17 protein-coding genes are annotated in these 16303 nt (G+C 67.8%); 4 read left to right on the top strand and 13 right to left on the bottom strand.

Annotated features, from left to right (window positions below; all coding sequences use genetic code 11):
- Positions 1-18: 18 nt before the first annotated feature.
- Together AB6M95_RS10285 and AB6M95_RS10290 are read right to left on the bottom strand one after the other, a co-directional pair.
- The gene (locus AB6M95_RS10285; protein ID WP_371386655.1) at positions 19-387 is read right to left on the bottom strand and encodes a response regulator; all 369 of its coding nucleotides are present in this window, start codon (positions 385-387) and stop codon (positions 19-21) included.
- 12 nt (positions 388-399) lie between these two features.
- Complete coding sequence (locus AB6M95_RS10290) at positions 400-2841, bottom strand: PAS domain-containing hybrid sensor histidine kinase/response regulator (RefSeq protein ID WP_371386657.1); 2442 nt, start codon at positions 2839-2841, stop codon at positions 400-402.
- A gap of 165 nt (positions 2842-3006) precedes the next feature.
- On the opposite strand from AB6M95_RS10290, the gene AB6M95_RS10295 reads away from it, so the two are divergent.
- Entirely contained in the window at positions 3007-3876 is an 870-nt protein-coding gene (locus tag AB6M95_RS10295) for a radical SAM protein (RefSeq protein ID WP_371386658.1), read from the top strand.
- A 12-nt stretch (positions 3877-3888) separates the two neighbouring features.
- Here the strand turns inward: AB6M95_RS10295 and AB6M95_RS10300 are convergent, their stop codons facing one another.
- Positions 3889-4323: an amidohydrolase family protein gene (locus AB6M95_RS10300; protein ID WP_371386659.1), complete on the bottom strand. Its 435-nt coding sequence runs from the start codon at positions 4321-4323 to the stop codon at positions 3889-3891.
- Positions 4324-5092: 769 nt separating this feature from the next.
- Positions 5093-6343 (bottom strand): EAL and HDOD domain-containing protein, encoded by a 1251-nt coding sequence (locus AB6M95_RS10305; RefSeq protein WP_371386660.1) that lies wholly within the window; start codon positions 6341-6343, stop codon positions 5093-5095.
- Between the two features lie 223 nt (positions 6344-6566).
- Between AB6M95_RS10305 and AB6M95_RS10310 the strand changes: the two genes are divergently transcribed.
- The gene (locus AB6M95_RS10310; RefSeq protein ID WP_371386661.1) at positions 6567-7370 is read left to right on the top strand and encodes a 2-amino-3,7-dideoxy-D-threo-hept-6-ulosonate synthase; all 804 of its coding nucleotides are present in this window, start codon (positions 6567-6569) and stop codon (positions 7368-7370) included.
- Positions 7371-7421: 51 nt separating this feature from the next.
- Here the strand turns inward: AB6M95_RS10310 and AB6M95_RS10315 are convergent, their stop codons facing one another.
- From AB6M95_RS10315 to AB6M95_RS10330, 4 genes are all read right to left on the bottom strand, one after another.
- A complete protein-coding gene (locus AB6M95_RS10315) occupies positions 7422-7643 on the bottom strand; it encodes a hypothetical protein (RefSeq protein ID WP_371386663.1) in 222 nt (73 codons plus the stop codon).
- 332 nt (positions 7644-7975) lie between these two features.
- Complete coding sequence (locus tag AB6M95_RS10320; protein ID WP_371386664.1) at positions 7976-8377, bottom strand: DUF6941 family protein; 402 nt, start codon at positions 8375-8377, stop codon at positions 7976-7978.
- A gap of 12 nt (positions 8378-8389) precedes the next feature.
- A complete protein-coding gene (locus AB6M95_RS10325; RefSeq protein WP_371386665.1) occupies positions 8390-9373 on the bottom strand; it encodes a HEAT repeat domain-containing protein in 984 nt (327 codons plus the stop codon).
- 25 nt (positions 9374-9398) lie between these two features.
- Entirely contained in the window at positions 9399-10145 is a 747-nt protein-coding gene (locus AB6M95_RS10330) for a S24 family peptidase (RefSeq protein ID WP_371386666.1), read from the bottom strand.
- A gap of 174 nt (positions 10146-10319) precedes the next feature.
- Here AB6M95_RS10330 and AB6M95_RS10335 point away from each other — a divergent pair, with 174 nt between their 5' ends.
- Positions 10320-10697, top strand: a complete 378-nt coding sequence (locus AB6M95_RS10335) for a DUF5675 family protein (RefSeq protein ID WP_371386667.1) — start codon at positions 10320-10322, stop codon at positions 10695-10697.
- 14 nt (positions 10698-10711) lie between these two features.
- Entirely contained in the window at positions 10712-10918 is a 207-nt protein-coding gene (locus AB6M95_RS10340; protein ID WP_371386668.1) for a helix-turn-helix domain-containing protein, read from the top strand.
- 29 nt (positions 10919-10947) lie between these two features.
- Here AB6M95_RS10340 and AB6M95_RS10345 read toward each other — a convergent pair whose 3' ends face one another.
- The 5 genes from AB6M95_RS10345 to AB6M95_RS10365 all read right to left on the bottom strand — a co-directional run bounded on the left by AB6M95_RS10345 (position 10948) and on the right by AB6M95_RS10365 (position 16154).
- The gene (locus tag AB6M95_RS10345) at positions 10948-11769 is read right to left on the bottom strand and encodes a hypothetical protein (protein ID WP_371386669.1); all 822 of its coding nucleotides are present in this window, start codon (positions 11767-11769) and stop codon (positions 10948-10950) included.
- A gap of 113 nt (positions 11770-11882) precedes the next feature.
- Positions 11883-13229, bottom strand: a complete 1347-nt coding sequence (locus AB6M95_RS10350) for an SH3 domain-containing protein (protein WP_371386670.1) — start codon at positions 13227-13229, stop codon at positions 11883-11885.
- Positions 13230-13232: 3 nt separating this feature from the next.
- Positions 13233-13811, bottom strand: coding sequence for a flavin reductase family protein (locus AB6M95_RS10355; RefSeq protein ID WP_371386671.1), 579 nt, complete (start codon positions 13809-13811; stop codon positions 13233-13235).
- A 63-nt stretch (positions 13812-13874) separates the two neighbouring features.
- The gene (locus AB6M95_RS10360) at positions 13875-14933 is read right to left on the bottom strand and encodes a hypothetical protein (protein ID WP_371386672.1); all 1059 of its coding nucleotides are present in this window, start codon (positions 14931-14933) and stop codon (positions 13875-13877) included.
- Between the two features lie 30 nt (positions 14934-14963).
- On the bottom strand, positions 14964-16154 hold the full coding sequence (locus AB6M95_RS10365) for a cystathionine gamma-synthase family protein (protein ID WP_371386673.1): 1191 nt from the start codon (positions 16152-16154) through the stop codon (positions 14964-14966).
- Positions 16155-16303: the final 149 nt, after the last annotated feature.

Raw genomic sequence — 16303 nt, forward strand, 5'->3', positions numbered from 1 at the left:
GATGATGCTCTTCGCGGGCTAATCGGCCAGGGCGGTGCGGACGACTTCGACGAGGCGGCGCGTGTCGATGGGCTTGGTGAAGGTGTCGACCACGTCGTAGACCTTGGCGAGTTCGACGATGGCTTCGGGGTTGAAGGCCTCGCCGCCGGAGATGGCGATGAACTTGTTGGCGCTGTCGGCCTTGATCAGCTCTCCCATGACCTGGAGCCCGCCCTTTTTGGGCAGGAAGATGTCGATGATGGACAGGTCGATGGGGGTGTCCTGGCAGATGTGGATGGCCTCTTCGCCGTCCGCGGCCTCGATCACCTTAAAACCTTCGGCCTCGAGAACCGACTTGAGCAGTTCCCGGATCATGGGGGCGTCGTCGACGACGAGAATGGTTTTCATCAGAGTGCTCCTTTAGGTTTCAGGGAGGGAGTCCGCTGCCTCTTCCCGAATACCGGTTAGGTAGTCTAGCGCGGACCGGACGTCGGATTCAAGGATTTTCAATTCTTTTTCGGCGGAAGCGACGTCCTCCTGGCGGCAGAGGTATTCCATCTGCTCGGCGATGGCGCCGAGCCGGTGCGCGCCCACGGTGCGGGCCGAGCTCTTGATCGAGTGGGCCAGCCGTTTGGCATTTTTCCAGTCGCGGCCGGTGAAGTGGTCGACCAGTTCCTTGAGCTCGCCGGGCACGTCGCGCAGAAAAATTTCGTCCATGCGGTTCAGGAGGGCCTGTTTGCCGCCGAGCATTTCCAGGGCGCTTTCGCGGTCAAAGGGCTTGCCCGGCGGGGCAGGGGCGTATTGCTCCTCCATGGGGTCCGGGAGGACATGGGAGCGGCCGTTCATGGCCCTGGCGATGGTGTTGTAGAAGTCCCGCATCTTGATGGGCTTGCCGATGTAGTCGTCCATGCCCGCGTCCAGGAACCGTTCGCGGTCGCCCTTGAGGGCGTGGGCGGTCAGGGCGATGATGGGGATGTTCGGGTTCAGCGCGCCGGAGTTGGGGTCGCGGATGGCGCGGGTGGCCGAGACGCCGTCCATGATGGGCATCTGGACGTCCATGAGCACCAGGTCGAAGGGGGCCTCGCGCAGGGCGTTGAGGGCCTCGATGCCGTTCTTCACGGCCAGGACCCGGTGGCCCTGTTCGCTGAGCAGGGTGGTGGCCAGTTCGCGGTTGAGCGGGTTGTCGTCGGCCAGGAGCACGGTCATGGGGGTGACGTCCGGGGGCGGGGTCTCGGCTTCCAGCCGTTCCCGCTCCACGGCGGCGGGGTCGCCGACCTTGAGGTCGGTGGTGAAGGTGAAGGTGCTGCCCTTCCCCTCCTGGCTTTCCAGGGAGAGTTCGCCGCCCATGAGTCCGACCAGGAGCTGGCAGATGGCCAGTCCCAGGCCGGTGCCGCCGTATTTGCGGGTGATGGAGTCGTCGGCCTGGAGAAAGGACTGGAAGATGTCCCGCTGCTTGTGTTCCGGGATGCCCACGCCGGTGTCGGTCACGGAGAAGATCAGGGTGACCGGGTCGCCGGGCTTGAGGTCGTCGGCCGGCGCGGCGGGCCGGACGGCCACGGTCACCCCGCCGGTCTCGGTGAACTTGATGGCGTTGCCCACCAGGTTGATGATGATCTGGCGCAGCCGCGAGGGGTCGCCCACCAGGGCCGGAGGCACGTCTTCGGCCACCCGCGCGCGCAGCTTGAGGCCCTTTTCCCCGGCTGCGATGAGGTGCAGGTCCAGGGCCCCGTTGAGGACCCGGCGCAGGTCGAAATCGATGGATTCCAGGGTCAGCCGGGAGGCCTCGATCTTGGAGAAGTCGAGGATGTCGTTGATCACGGACAGGAGCGAGTTGCCCGCCTCCATGACCCGGCGCAGGTAGCGGTCCTTGCGCTCCTGGTCGCCGATGGACAGGGCCAGTTCGGACATGCCCAGGATGGCGTTGAGCGGGGTGCGGATCTCGTGACTCATGTTCGCCAGGAACGAGGACTTGGCCCTAGTGGCCGCGTCGGCCTTTTCCATGGCGGTGACCAGACGCTGGGACTTGCTGGTCAGCTCCAGGTTGGCCTTTTCCAGCTCCTCGGTGCGCTGCCGGACGCGGTCCTCCAGCTTGTCGCGGGCCTTTTTCAGGGCGTCCTCGGCCCGCTGCCTGGCGGTGATGTCGATGCCCAGCACCATGATCATGCGTTCGCCGTTGGAGTCGGTCATGGGGCTGCACTGCAGGTGGAAGGTCCGCCCCTGGTTGTCGGTCCAGTCCCATTCCACGGCCCGGTCGGTGTTCATGGCCTCCATGGGCGGGCACAGGGAGCAGGTGGTCCCCGAGCAGTTCAGGGCGTCGCGGCAGTTGCGGTTCTTGGGGCTGCCGAAATACCGCCGGAAATAGCGGTTGGCGTAGCGGATGGTCTGGTCCGGGTAGAGATGGTAGACGATGCCGGGCAGGGATTCCATGAAGAAGATCTGGCGCTGCTGTTCGCGGCGCAGGTCCTCGTCGGTGCGCCTCAGCTTGGTCAGGTCCAGGGTGTGCACGGCCAGGCGGTTGACCTCGCCCCAGGGGTTGGCCACGGGCACGATGGAGTGGACCAGGGAGCGGCCGCCGATCTCCTCCTCGAAGCGCACGGCCCGCACGCTCTCGATTGCCTCGGCGATCTTGGCCCGGCGGGAGTCGGCGGCGTCGGCGGGCAGGAGGTCGTAGATGTTGGAGCGTTGCAGGCTCTGGCCCGGCTTGAGGTCGAACAGCTTGGCCGCCGCCTCGTTGGCGGCCAGCACGTATCCGCTCACGTCCATGACGAAGGCGGACTCCACGGAGGAGTCCATCAGGGCCCTGGATGTCTCGTCCAGGGCCACGTAGGAAGTGGGTCGTGCGGGTTTTTTGTCGAAGGGCATGCTGTCCGTGGATTCGATAGGTTCACTCTTGACTATGTAGTAAAAAACCCGGACGGGCAGGTCAACGGGAAACCCCTGTCCGATCATTATAAATCTCTATGCCGGCACGGCTTGCCATTTCCCGGCGTTGCCGTATCGTGGGGGCCCGTTCCGAGGAGGGCGCGCATGGATTATCAGGGCATGATCATACGGCCGCCGAGCGAGGCCGGGTCCGTTCTGCTCCAGGTCACCCTGGGGTGCTCCCACGGCCGGTGCGCCTTTTGCGGCGCGTACCTGGGCAAGCGGTTCGGCATCAAGTCGCGCGAGACCGTGCTGGAGGATATCCTGTACGCCGCCCGCCACTTTCGCGACCAGCGGCGGATATTCCTGTGCGACGGGGACGCCATGATCCTGCCCCAGGAGCGGCTGACGGACATCCTGTCGCTCATCCGCGAACACCTTCCGTGGGTCACCAGGGTGGGCGCCTACGCCAACGCCAAGAGCCTGAAGCGCAAGTCCGACGCGCAGCTCGCCGAACTGCGTGAACTGGGGCTGGGCATCGTCTACATGGGGCTGGAGTCCGGCGACGACGCCATCCTCCGGGAGATGGGCAAGAACGGGGACGCGGCCTTCATCGTGGCGCAGGGACGGCGCGCCAGGGCGGCCGGGTTCAAGCTCAACGTTACGGTCATCAACGGCCTGGGCGGGGTGGAGCGGTCCATGGAGCACGCGCGCGCCACGGCCCGCGCCCTGACGCGCATGGACCCGGACCAGGTGGGCGCGCTCAGCCTCATGCTCGTGCCCGGCACCCCGCTGTTTGAGCGCTGCGAACGCGGCGAATTCGAGATCCCCGACGCGCGCGGCATCCTGCGGGAACTGCGTGAGATGCTGGCGGGCACCGAACTGACGCGCGGCCTGTTCCTGGCCAACCACGCCTCCAACTACCTGCCGCTCAAGGTCCGCCTGCCCTCGGGCAAACAGGCGGCCCTGGACGACATCGACCGGGCCCTGGCGGGCATGACCCCGCTCAAGGCCGAGTCCGCCCGGCGGCTCTGATCTCCCGAAAATTCAGCGGATAAACACCCCGTCCTTGACGACGCGCACGGGGTCTTGCAGCGCGTCCGGCGTGGGCGCACCGCGCACCATGAGCAGGTCGGCGGCCATGCCCGGCGCGATCCTCCCCCGGTCCCCGAATCCGCAGACGTCCGCCGCCGTGGCCGTGGCCGCCTCGAGCACGGCGAGTTCGTCCAGCCCGGCCCGGGCCAGCAGGCGCATCTCGCGCACCGGCATGCCCGCGTCCGTGCGCCGGTAGGGGAAGTCGTTGCCGAGCGCGATCCGTCCGCCCAGGGCGTGGAAGGCGCGCACCGGCTCGAACAGGGCCGGGCCGTTCCACGGCGTGCGGGTGAACACGTCCAGGGTCGGGGTCATGATCACCCCGTCGCGGGCCATGCGTTCGAGCAGGCGTTGGTAATGGGGTACGAGCGCGTTGTCCGGGCCGAGCACGGGCCGGATGGCCCCGTGGTCGTGCCAGCGGTAGGGGGACGTGCTCCACGAACTCCACCCCGGCGTCCAGGGCGGGCTCCAGGCCGGACAGGTCCTCCACGTGGCAGCGCACGGCCAGCCCGAGGCGGTGCGCCGCGCCGCAGATGGCCTTTGCCGTGGCCGGGTCGAACCGGGGCCACGGCCCGGGCAGGATGCCCGGCTCGAAGGCGATCTTGATGCGCGTTGCGCCCAGGGCGGCCAGCCGTTTGACCGCGTCCGCGCCTTCCCTTGGCGAGGCGACGACCAGGGCGTGCTCCGGGCTGTGCACGGGCAGGGGATAGCCGCCGGGCGGGCAGAGCATGGGCCCGCAGGCCGAGGCCGTGGCCGTCCGGCCGGGAGGCGAGGCGAGGAGCGCGGGCAGGAACTCGAGCGGCGAGGCCGCGTCGCCGACGGCGGTCACGCCGTGGACGAGCCAGCGCTCGCGCCGTTCAAAGGCGGTGTGCAGGTTGTGGCAGTGGGTGTTGATCACGCCGGGGAGGACGGACCCGCCATCCAGGGTGACCACCGGGCGGTCGGCCACGACATGGGCCGGGACCACCCCTTCGATGCGGCCCGCGCGGACGAGCACGGCGTGGCCGGGCAGTGGCGCTCCCCGGCCGGGATACACGGCGCCCGCCAGGGCGAAGGTCCCTTCGGGCGGAGACGGGGCCGCATGGACGGCGGGCGCGAGCGCGCCGGTCCCGGCCAGCAGGGTCAGGAACGCGCGCCGGGACAGGACCATGGGCCGGGGCTAGTCGGCGCAGGGCTTGGAGGAGAAGAAGGCGTCGGCCCAGGTGAAGGCGTGCTGGTAGCTGACGGCCACGGTGCCGGGCAGCAGGTTCAGGGCCGCCGCGCGCTGGCCGACCTCGTCCCAGTCCGAGGCCTCGATGGCCTTGGCCAGGTCGAGCCACGGGGTGAACCGGGTCTTCTTGCCGCACAGGGTGGCCTTGACCTCGTCGTCCACGGGCAGGTGGTTGGTGATCTCCTTCATGTCCGTGTCGAGCATGGCGTCGAGCAGGGAGAAGAGGCCGACGATGAACAGGGTGTCGGAGTCCTCCTCGTACCCGCTGCCCAGGGCGGCGGTCTCGAAGAGCTTGGCCCGGTGGGCCGAGATGTAGGCCAGCTCCAGGGTCTTTTCCGACGGGGTCAGGTCGGTCAGGATGATCAGCCTCAGCCAGTTGCGGATGGGCTTCCACCCGGTCAGGACCACGGCCTGCTTGATGGAGGTCACCTTGGTGGCGAAGCTGAAGTTGGCGGAGTTGAGGAAATTGAGCAGCCGGTAGCTGATGGCCACGTCCGCTTCGATGGCCGGGGCCAGGGCGTCGAAGTTGGGCTCCTCCTTCTCGATGATCTCGAAGAGCTTGAGCCGGGTGGCCTTGGCCGAACTGATCTTGCGCCCGGATTCGATCTGGGGGCGCTTGAAGAAGAAGCCGTGGAAGAGGTGGAAGCCCGCGTTCCGGGCCTTTTCCAGGTCCGCCACGTTCTCCACCCGCTTGGCGATGATGCGGGTCACGCCGAATTTCTTGGCGCGGGTGACGATGGTGTCGAGCTCGGCCTGGTCCTTGCCCTCCACGTCGATGAGCAGGGTGTCGGCCAGTTCGGCCAGCCGCTCGCAGCCGGGCTTGCCCTCGAAGTTGTTCAGGGCCAGCTCGTAACCGTCGAGCATCAGGTCGCCCAGGGCCACGATCAAGGCCTCGTCCGGGTCTTCGAGCTCCTCCAGGATGATGACCGTGTTGTCCCAGGGAATGGCGTGGGGAATGCCCCGGATCACGGCTTCGGGCGTGAAGTGGATCAGGAACCGGGTCTTGCTGTTCTGCGGCGTGTCGCACAGCGGGAGGTTGGACACGAGGCTCATGGTCGCCTCGGAATTATCGGTGAATACGGCGCGGTCTGCGTCTTCGCTGTCGCGGAAGAGCATCATGTAGCCCCAGGTTTCGTTCTGGGCGTCGAATATGGGCTGGCGGGCCACGAAGACGGATTCATAAGTCTTCTCGTCGGTCATCTGTGTCCCCTTTGGCAGGCAATCGGATCGTTCATGGCGGTTCGCAGGGAAACGGCACGGTACCAAGCATAGGTCCTGGAAAGGCATTCGTCAACAACTCCGCACAAAAAGGAGCCGAAAACCGGAGCCCGGGCGGGGGAATTCCGCTTTCTTCTTGGCCCGGACTGTATTATGTGAACCCAGGCATCGGACAGACCGCAACCACCAGGAGAGAGGTGATACCATGCATATCGGAAAGGCCATCCGTCTGGAAAGGATTTTCAACCGCAACACCATGCGGACCATCATCGTGCCCATGGACCACGGCGTGACCGTGGGACCCATCGCCGGGCTCGAGAAAATGCGCGACACGGTCACCAACCTGGTGGCTGGCGGGGCCAACGCGGGCCTGGTGCACAAGGGTCAGGTCAAGCTCGGCCACCGCATGCAGGGCCGCGATTTCGGCTGCATCGTCCACCTGTCCGCGGGCACCTGCCTGTCCCCGTTCCCCAACGTGAAGCGGCTGGTGACCACCGTGGAGGAGGCCATCCGCCTCGGCGCGGACGCGGTCAGCGTGCACGTCAACCTGGGCGACGAGACCGAGGGCCAGATGCTCATGGACCTGGGCCGGGTGGCCGCGTCTGCCTCGGAGTGGGGCATGCCCCTGCTGGCTATGGTCTACGCGCGCGGCCCCAAGGTCCCGGACGAGTTCGACCCGGCCATCGTGGCCCACTGCGCCCGTGTGGGCGCGGAGCTGGGCGCGGACGTGGTCAAGGTCAACTACCCCGGCAGCGCCGAGAGCTTCGCCCACGTGGTCGAGTGCGCGGGCGTGCCCGTGGTGATCGCGGGCGGGGCCAAGATGGACTCCACCCGCGACTTCCTGGACATGGTCCGCACCTCCCTGGACGCGGGCGGTTCCGGCCTGTCCGTGGGCCGCAACGTGTTCCAGCACCGCGACACCACCCGGCTGGTGGAGGTCCTCAACCGGATCGTCCACGAGGACGCCCCGGTGGACGAGGCCATCAAGGGGTACGAGGACATCCTCTAGCCCGGCCTACGCAACAGCGACGCAGACAAAGACCCTGACGCCTTTCCGGCGTCAGGGTCTTTGTCGTTCGGGAAGACGGCGGCACGTCGGCCCGGCCCGCTCCGGCCCGGGGCTGTCCGGCTTGTCGTCGCACGGGTCGCAGGGGGCGCCGCCGGGCGCGCCGACGTCCCGGCCCGGCCCCAGGGCCGTGGACACGGCAAAGCCCGCCTCGCGGAGCTCGGCGGCCGTGGGCAGGTCCTTCTGTTCGGCCCGGATGATGACGGCAAGACGCATGGTTCCCCCTTGGTGCCCGGCCGCCCGGCAGGGCGGCGCAGTTGGCAATCGATAAATATAGAATCAACGTTGTAACAGTAAGAATACAGCAATAAAATGTCCAGTAAAAACTGACTAATTTTGCATCTAATGTCCTATTTTACTTTGAAAAATTAGTTAAATACAATTTAAGGTTTTGCTGTAAAACATATTTTATATGTAGTTTGAACAGTATTGCATCAGAAATGGCTGCAGACAGAATGTAGTTGTGTTGTGCATAATGTAAAAGGCCGCATCATGCATAGTATAACCATGCATGACGCGGCCTTTTGCAGAGCGTTTGTCCCGGGAGTCTATTGTTCCTGGCTCTTGAACACGTAGAGGGGAAGCCGCGCGCGGGTTTCCCAGTCGCCGTCGGCCTTCACGGAAACGGCCAGGACGTGCTTGCCTTCGCCCTCCACCTTGAGGCCGGGCAACTGGAAGTTCATCTTGTGCAGCATGGTCCCGGTGGGGGTGATCTCCTGCATGCCCAGGGTGATCTCCCGGCCTTCGGGCGAGACCAGGTCCAGGGCGATGGAGAACGGGGTGGTCCCCGCGCCCTCCAGGTCCCACAGGCTGGCGAAGTAGATGGGCGGCAGGGTCGCCGGGAAGGCCGGAACCACCGCGTGTTCGATGGTCCGGATGAACGAGGTCGAGCTCGAGTCCTTGTCGATGATCAGGTCCGAGCAGATGAGGGCGTAAACGAGTTCGGGCATGGTGCCTCCGTGTCAGTTTTGGTGAAGGGCGCCGCTCAGGGAGCGGCGCAGGTCCTCGGGCAGGGTGTGCGCCAGGTCCGGGTCGATCCCGGTCAGGAGCATGGCGGCGGCCGCCTTCTGCCCGTCGGTGCCGGTGGCCAGGACGGCGCGAAGGGCGGGTTCTGCCTGCGCGCCCATGCGGGCCAGGGTGTACAGGGCCATCAGGCCCATGGGGGTGCCGGGCCGGGTCAGCAGCCTGACCAGGGCCGGGGCTGCCGCCGAGCCGATGGGCGCGAACGGCCGGTTGACCCCCTCGGTCCCGAGCAGGGCCATTTGCCGGGAGACCAGGGCCGGGTCCGGGCCGATGAGGTCCAGGGCCTCGGCGATGACGTGCATCAGGCGCGTGTCGCGGGTCTTGAGCGCCCGGATCAGGGCCGGGGCCGCTGGCAGGGCCTCGGGCCCCATGGCCCCGAGCAGCCAGGCGGCCTTGGCCTGGACCGGAGGATCGTCGCGGCGCAGCATGGCGGCCAGGGCCGGGACCGCGTCCGGGCCCATGCGGCTGAGGCATAGGGAGGCGGCCACGCGGACCTTGTCGTCCGGGCTGGCCAGCAGCCGGGCCGCGTCGGGGGCGGCCAGGCCGCCCAGCTGGGCCAGGGTGTTGGCGGCCAGGAACCGGACCGTGGGGTCCGGGTCGCCCAGGGCCTTGAGCTGCCTGTCCAGGGCCAGGGCGGGAGCGGGTTGCAGGGCCAGCCCGTAGACCGCGCCGCGCCGCACATCCGCGTCCGGGGCGGAAAGCCCCTGGAGCAGGCCGGGCAGGGCCGCCTGGCCGTTCTCGCGCAGGGCGGACAGCCCCAGGGCCCGCTCGCCCGCGTCCGCACTGCCCAGCTGGCCGGCGATGCGCAGCGCGTCCGGCCCGGAGGCCGAGGCGGGCGTGGCCGGGGTCAGGGCCAGTGTCAGGGTGAAAAGCAGGGCCGGAACGAGCCTGCTGGCCGCGAAAACGTGTCGAAAGTCCAACATCGGGTCTCCTTGCATGGAAAAGTGGCTATTTTCGGGTCATGTCGCTCCAGGCCCAGACCACGTTGCCGCCAATGGCCCTGTTTATGTCGCCGCCGAAGTCCCGGCCGAGCCGGTAGGTGGCGGGCGGGTATTCGCGGCTGTTGTCCGAGTAGTAGATCAGCTCCAGGTCGTCGTCCAGCCGACGGGTGCTGACCCGCCGGATGTGCACGACCCCGTCCTCGCCCGGTTCGCGGACGAGCATGATCTTGCCCGCCGGGCAGGGGTCGCGGTCGTCGCGGTCCACCAGTACGATGTCCCCGGGGTGCAGGGTGGGGGCCATGGACAACTCGCCCCGGCCCACTTCCACTGCCACCAGGTTGGACCGGAAGCGGATGGACTCCTGGTGCCGCCAGACCAGGACCCAGCCCTCCACGTTCCCCTCCGGGACCAGCCCGGCCGAAGCGGCCACCGCCGGGGCGGCCAGGGGCACGGCCAGGTAGTCGTCGGCCCTGGGCTCGGGTGCGCCGGGTCCGGCCTTGCCCGTGTCCGGCGGCAGGAAGCAGACCTCCCGCGCAGCGTCCGCCGGTTCGTCGCAAAAGGCCAGATTCACTCCCACGCGGTCCAGGATATGCCCCAGGGAGTCGCTGTTCAGGCCGCGCTCCCGCTTGAGAAAGCGGTTGAGCTGCGACGGATCGACTCCAAGCTCGTCGGCCATCCGCTTGTTGTTGGGGTACCGTTTGCCCGGCCCGATCCGGTCGAGGAGCGCCTGGCGCACATCTTCGGTGAATCCCATGTCTTCCCCTTTTCTGTGTAATGGTTGTGCACCCTTATACATGAAAATTGGCAAATGTCTAAAGAGAAATGCGGAAAATGGTTGACTAGCAAATAGACAAGTGACTATATGCTGCCGAAATAGCTTGGTCAAAATACAAAAACAAAGGAGTAACCCGTGAAGAAAGTGGATATTATGCGATTGGAGAAAGGCGAGGAAGGGACCTTCGGCGTGCTCCGCCTGGACGGCCGGGTCCAGTGCGTCACCCTGGAGCCGCCCGAGCGGGGCAACCGGGTGGGCGTGTCCTGCATCCCGGCCGGGGTCTATACCTGCCGCAGGGTGGATTCGCCCACCTTCGGCCCGACCTTCGAGGTGGTCGACGTGCCCGGCCGCACGGCCATCCTCTTCCACCAGGGCAACGTGGCCCGCGACACCCACGGCTGCATCCTGCTCGGCAGCCGGTTCGGCCGGCTCGGCCCCGAACGCGGCGTGCTCGATTCCCGCGCGGCCTTCAGGGAGTTCCTGGACAGCTGCGCTGCGGACCAGTCCTTCCAGGTCGAGATCACGGGATAGGGGTGGTGGCGCGCATGTCGGAAATCTGTCTGAAAGGGGCCAAGGACATCTGCGAGGCCGTGGGGGAGAACCCGCGCAACATCACGGAACTGGTCAGGGACAAGGGGCTGCCCGCCTGGAAGCGGGACGACAAGGGCTCGTGGCGCGCCCTGCCTGAGGATCTGCACAGGTGGATCCGAGAGCAGCGCGACCGGCACATCAGCAACTACGTGTTCCGGTAAGGTGTGGAGGGCCTTCCGAGTTGACCGGTTCAGCCCGCCCGCGCGGAGAAGGCGACGGCGGCGCGGGAAGCGCCGGGCACGCCGCGCATGACCGGCAGCCGCAAGGAGTTTCCCCCGTTCACGCCCTGGGCGCAGGGATCACCGTCGCACGGGGGCACGGACAAGCGCAGGCCGCCGGCCGAGTTCGAGAGATAGAGCGCCTCGGCCTGGGCCAGTCCGTTCTCCAGGCGGTCGAGCCGCGCCAGCAGCGGGTCCGGCGCGTGGGCCGTATACCGGTGGACCGGGACGGCCTTGGGCGGCGGCGCGGCCTGGGCCGGTTTGCGGACAACGGGCCGGGCCGGAACCTTGGCGGCGGCCGCCCGGACCACGGCGGCGCGCTTCACGGGCGCGGCCGTCTTTTTCCGCATGACGGGCGTTGCCGTCTTTTCCGGCTCCACGGGCCGTTTCGTCTCGGCCACGAAAACGGGCTTGATGGCGGGGTCGGCTTTTGGCCGGGCAATGGGCCCGGTCACGTCCCCGGCGCTCGCCACGACCACCGTGGCGTGCGGCGCGTCCTCGACCTGCGGGCCGGGCACGGCCGCGCTCAGCGCACCGGCGAAGGCGGCCGGGTCGGGTTCGTCCCCGGTGTCCAGGAGCCAGTCGAACTTGGCCAGAAAGACCTCGTCCGGCGTGCGGTCGTGGGCCCCGTATTCATAGGAGTATTCGGCCACGGTGTAAGCCGCTCCGGCCAGCTGGGCCACGGGCGGACCCATGAGCCCGAACACGCCCAGGGCCGCGTTGGCGATCAGGCAGCCGGGCAGGACGGTGAGGGCCCCCAGGAGCAGGATGTTGCCGAGTTTCGTTCCGTGCATGCCCCATGCGTTGCACGGCCTGTTCCCAAACGGGCCAAGGCGTGGGAAATCAGGCCATTGCACAGGAGCTTTTGTTCGCCCGCGCGCCCGCCGTCAAAAAAAGGTCGGGCCGATCAGGGCAGGGTGTTGAAGGAGCGCACCGAGTACAGGAGCACGCCGTCGGGCCGGGCCAGGTCGCGCAGGTTCTCCCCCGGCTCCAGGGTGGAGATCACGGTCCGGCCGATGATCCGCCGTCCCTCTTTCCCGCCGCTTCGGGTCTTGAGTCCCCAGATGGTCTGGAGGACCACGGGCTGGCCGTCATTCGAACCGATGTAGAGCATGATGTGCCCCGGCTTGCGCACCAGGGTCAGGAACGGCACGCCCTCCTTGAGCAGCCGCGCCTTCTTGGCCGGGCCGTCCTCGCCGTCCAGGGGCTCCACCCAGCCGAGCTTGGCCTGCTGGCTCGAATTGCGCGGCAGGAAGACCCCGAACGCGGCCATCAGGTCCATGGTCGTGGCCGAGCAGTCCCGGTCCGTGTACAGTCCGCCCCAGCCGTAGGGCTCGCCGAGCATGCGGTTGGCCAGCGCCGCGAAGTTGTCCGGCGTGGGCGCGAGCGGCGCGGGCTGCGCGTCGCCCTGCGAGACGCGGGCGTATTTGACGACCGCCCGGCCCCGGTCGTCGCGGGCCGGGACCATGACGGTCAGGTCGCTGCCGGGCGCTCCCTTGGAGGCTGCGGGGGCGATGGGCAGCAGGGTGCCGATGAACCCCTTGAAGCGGAACACGCCGTCCTTGTCCGCCAGGGAGACCCCGTCCCGGACCACTGCCGCGTATGCGCCGGTCTGGAAGGCCCCGGCAAAGTCGTCGTCCACCCAGGCGATGTCCGCGCTCCGCACCCAGCCGTAGGCGAAGCGCGACTCCACCAGCACCCAGGCGCGGTCCGCGCTCTCGTGGGTGGCGTACAGCGGCGTCCCGGCCAGGACCAGGGAGTTCTGCAGATAGTCGAAGGGGAACCCCTCGCCCGCCTGCCGGGGATCGTCGAACGCGGGCTTGCCCGTGGGCAGGACCCGCATGGCCGTGTTGGCCACGGCGATGGCCCGCCGGTTCAGGCTCGGATACTCGGCCACCCGCGAGGCATCGGCCATGGCGTCGAGCCAGGCCGGGTCGCGCGGCCGCAGGTTTTCCCCGTACAGCCGTTTCCCGGCAAAGTCGGTCAGCCCCCAGAAAACTTTGTCCGCCGGGTAGGCGGGCTGCGTCCGGTTCCAGGGATCGAAGTGGCGCAGGAGGAAGTCCGACCAGGCCACGGCCTGGATCTCCGCGCTCATGAGTCGAGCGTCTCCCGGCAGCCCGTGATACGCCCCGGCGTCCTGCGCGGGCAGGAACAGCGGGGCGTCCGCCCGTTGCACGGCGCACCCCGCGCCGGTCAGGAGCAGGGCCGCGAGCAGGAGGGCTAGCCGAAGCGGGGGCAGGCCGGGGCGACGCATCCGCTAGCCCTTCTTGAGAAATTTCTTGCCCAGATCGAACCCCCTGCCGATCTTCTCGCCCACGGTGTGGTAGGCGCGGGTGCCGGGGGAGAAGATCAGCGGCAGGACCTTTTCCGGGTCCGGGTACTTGCCGTCGGCCAGCTTGTCCTCGTCGCACTTCACGTCCTTGATCTCGCCCACGAACATGACGTGCACGTTGAGGTCCACGGTCTCCTTCAGCTCGCACTCGATGACCAGCGGGAACTCCTCGATGTACGGGGCGTCCACGAATTCGGCCTTGACCGGGGTCAGGCCGGTGACCGCGAACTTGTCCACCTTGTCGCCCGAGGCCATGCCCAGGAAGTCCGCCTCGGCGGCCAGCGGGGCCGAGCTCACGGACACGGTGAACGCCTTGTGCTTGAGGATGCCCGCGTAGGTGTGGCGCGACGGGCGCACGGACACGGTCAGGCAGGCCGGGTCCGAGCCGCAGATGCCGCCCCAGGCCGCGATCATGGCGTTGGGCTTGCCGTTCTCGTCATAGGACCCCACCGCCCAGACTGGGGTGGGCTGGGCCAGGGTGTTGGGACCGAGGGATTTCTTCATGGCGGGTGCTCCTTATATGCATTGCGGCCCGCCATCCTCGACGGGCCGGGGTAAACGGCGATGTCAGCGCCCGAGCCCGGACAGGCCGGGGTCGGTGCGGGTGGCGATGCGTTCGGCCAGGGCCGCGCACAGGCCGCAGGCCCGGCACGCCTTGTCGCACGCCGTGACCTGCTCGAAAAAATCGGCGGGCAGCCCGTGGTTCGGGATGTGGACCCGGTCCGCCAGGTCGCCCATGGCGTCCATCAGGTCCAGGAGGTTGCCCTCGTAATGCCCCTCCGCGTAGGCGGCCACCGCGCGCAGGAGAAAGTCCGCGCCCCGGTTGCGCCCGCAGAGCTTGAGCCCGTGGACCAGCCCCTCGTAGCGGCCCGTGTCCTCGGGCCGGATGAACGGCGAGGCGATCATCAGCCCAGGCTCTTCGAGCATGCGCCGCACGCAGCCGAGGTCCCGGTTCAGGGCGAAGGTCCGGTCGCCGCACAGCCCCTCCACCACCAGCGCGATGTGCGCGTCGTGGGCGGGCTTGTACGGGCATTGGTACAGGCACCCCTCGTTGGCCAGCAGGAACAGGCGCACGTCCGCATGTCGGGCGCGCAGCCCGTGGGCCAGGGCGCTCAATCCGTCCAGGTCGCGGTTCAAGGCCCGGTCCGCCACCAGCCGCGACGGCGGCCGGAACGCGGTCTGCGCGACCATGTCCAGCAGGGCGAAGACCCTGGCGGGCGTGTCCGGCATGGCGTTGACGCTCGGCACCGCCTCCAGCCGCTCGCAGACCCCGGGCCGGGCGTCGGACAGCGCCTGCAGGAAATACGCGTCCGCAAAAATCACGCCGGTCAGCCCGGCCTCGTCAACAAGCCGCTCCAGGAGGTCGGCGGTCGCGTCCAGGCCCGTCCGGTCGAAATACCGCTCCGGCCGGTGCAGCCGCCCGTTCATCAACAGGAACCGGTCCACGCCCGGCAATCGGTTCAGGCCGCGCACGGCCCCTTCGATATCCGGCCCCTCCAGCCGCTGCCGGGCGTCCGGCACGCGCGGGTCGTTCAACGAGAAATGGACCGACGCGAGGCGGTCCGACCGCTCGCGCAGGAAGGTGACGTAGTCGTCGCGGGGCAAAAAGGGCACGTCCAGCAACATATCTTGTTCTCACCTCTCGGCGGGCTCGCGTCAAGCGTCCTGTCGCAACGCCCGGTCCAGATCGGCCTTCAAATCCTCCACGTCCTCGATGCCCACGGAATAGCGGATCAGGCTCTCGGGGATGCCCATGGCCGCCCGCTCCTCCTTGCTGCATTCCACATGGCTCGTGGTCGCGGGCGGACCGGCGATGGTCTCCACCGCGCCCAAATTGGCCGCGCGCCGCGCCAACTTCAAATTGGACAGCACCCGGCAGGCGTCCGCGTACGTCCCGCCCCTGGCCACGAAGCTGAGCATCCCGCCGAAGCCGCGCATCTGCCTGCGGGCGATCTCGTGCCCCGGATGGGATTTAAGCCCCGGATAAAAGACCTGCTCCACGCCCGGATGCCCCTCCAGGAACCGGGCGATCTCCAGGGCGTTGGCGTTCTGCCGCTCGATGCGCAGGTGCAGCGTCTTCATGCCGCGCAGCAACAGATACGCGCTCATGGGCTCCAGCACGTTGCCCACGATCTCGCGGTACGAATAGATGGTCTTGATCAGCCCGGCGCTGCCCACGGCCACCCCGCCCAGGGCGTCCGCGTGCCCGCCCAGGTACTTGGTCGCGCTGTGCAGCACCAGGTCCGCGCCCAGGGCCAGCGGGTTCTGGTTCACCGGCGTGGCGAAGGTGTTGTCCGCCATGACCACGGCCCTCACCGCCTTGCCCGCCCTGGCCAGGCGCTCGATGTCCAGCACCTTGATCGTCGGGTTGGTCGGGGTCTCCAGGTAGAGCACCGTGCACCCCTTGGCCACCTCGGCCTCGATGGCCGCGTGGTCCGTGGTGTCGCACAACGTCACGTCCACGTTCACCCGGGGCAGGAATTCCGTGAACATCCTGTTCGTGCCGCCGTACGTGTCCTTGACCGAAACCACCCGGTCCCCCGGCTTCAACAGCGAAAACAGCGCGTTGGAAATGATGCCCATGCCCGAGGACGCGCTCGTGGCCGCCTCGCCGCCCTCCAGCAGCCGGACCTTCTCCTCGAACACCGTCACCGTGGGGTTGGTGTTGCGCGTATAGATATGCCCCGGCCGCTTGCCCAGAGCCACGTCCAGCCACTCGTCCATGCCCTCGTACCCGAACGACACGCTGTGCACCACCGGCACCTGCGTGGCGTTGCCCTCGAACAACCCTTCCTCGCCACCCCAGACCGCCTCGGTCCCCATGGCGTATTTTCGCTCCTTGCCCATATGCCCCTCCCAAATCGATTTCACAATGATCGCAGAGAAATACCAAAGTCGTGCACGGGAAACAAGTGCGGCTGGGGGCGGGAGGAGGATGCCTCCGGCTGCTGGGGCGCTGCCCCAGACCCCGCCAGGGGGAACCCTTTGAAAAGGGT

Source organism: Pseudodesulfovibrio karagichevae (assembly GCF_041414475.1).
In the GTDB taxonomy this organism is placed as follows: Bacteria; Desulfobacterota; Desulfovibrionia; order Desulfovibrionales; family Desulfovibrionaceae; genus Pseudodesulfovibrio; species Pseudodesulfovibrio karagichevae.

Excerpts from the sequence above, each read along its gene's own strand:
- AB6M95_RS10285 (WP_371386655.1), bottom strand. The coding sequence starts at position 387 with ATGAAAACCATTCTCGTCGTCGACGACGCCCCCATGATCCGGGAACTG.
- AB6M95_RS10290 (WP_371386657.1), bottom strand. The coding sequence starts at position 2,841 with ATGCCCTTCGACAAAAAACCCGCACGACCCACTTCCTACGTGGCCCTG.
- AB6M95_RS10295 (WP_371386658.1), top strand. The coding sequence starts at position 3,007 with ATGGATTATCAGGGCATGATCATACGGCCGCCGAGCGAGGCCGGGTCC.
- AB6M95_RS10305 (WP_371386660.1), bottom strand. The coding sequence starts at position 6,343 with ATGACCGACGAGAAGACTTATGAATCCGTCTTCGTGGCCCGCCAGCCC.
- AB6M95_RS10310 (WP_371386661.1), top strand. The coding sequence starts at position 6,567 with ATGCATATCGGAAAGGCCATCCGTCTGGAAAGGATTTTCAACCGCAAC.
- AB6M95_RS10315 (WP_371386663.1), bottom strand. The coding sequence starts at position 7,643 with ATGCGTCTTGCCGTCATCATCCGGGCCGAACAGAAGGACCTGCCCACG.
- AB6M95_RS10320 (WP_371386664.1), bottom strand. The coding sequence starts at position 8,377 with ATGCCCGAACTCGTTTACGCCCTCATCTGCTCGGACCTGATCATCGAC.
- AB6M95_RS10325 (WP_371386665.1), bottom strand. The coding sequence starts at position 9,373 with ATGTTGGACTTTCGACACGTTTTCGCGGCCAGCAGGCTCGTTCCGGCC.
- AB6M95_RS10330 (WP_371386666.1), bottom strand. The coding sequence starts at position 10,145 with ATGGGATTCACCGAAGATGTGCGCCAGGCGCTCCTCGACCGGATCGGG.
- AB6M95_RS10335 (WP_371386667.1), top strand. The coding sequence starts at position 10,320 with ATGCGATTGGAGAAAGGCGAGGAAGGGACCTTCGGCGTGCTCCGCCTG.
- AB6M95_RS10340 (WP_371386668.1), top strand. The coding sequence starts at position 10,712 with ATGTCGGAAATCTGTCTGAAAGGGGCCAAGGACATCTGCGAGGCCGTG.
- AB6M95_RS10345 (WP_371386669.1), bottom strand. The coding sequence starts at position 11,769 with ATGCACGGAACGAAACTCGGCAACATCCTGCTCCTGGGGGCCCTCACC.
- AB6M95_RS10350 (WP_371386670.1), bottom strand. The coding sequence starts at position 13,229 with ATGCGTCGCCCCGGCCTGCCCCCGCTTCGGCTAGCCCTCCTGCTCGCG.
- AB6M95_RS10355 (WP_371386671.1), bottom strand. The coding sequence starts at position 13,811 with ATGAAGAAATCCCTCGGTCCCAACACCCTGGCCCAGCCCACCCCAGTC.
- AB6M95_RS10360 (WP_371386672.1), bottom strand. The coding sequence starts at position 14,933 with ATGTTGCTGGACGTGCCCTTTTTGCCCCGCGACGACTACGTCACCTTC.
- AB6M95_RS10365 (WP_371386673.1), bottom strand. The coding sequence starts at position 16,154 with ATGGGCAAGGAGCGAAAATACGCCATGGGGACCGAGGCGGTCTGGGGT.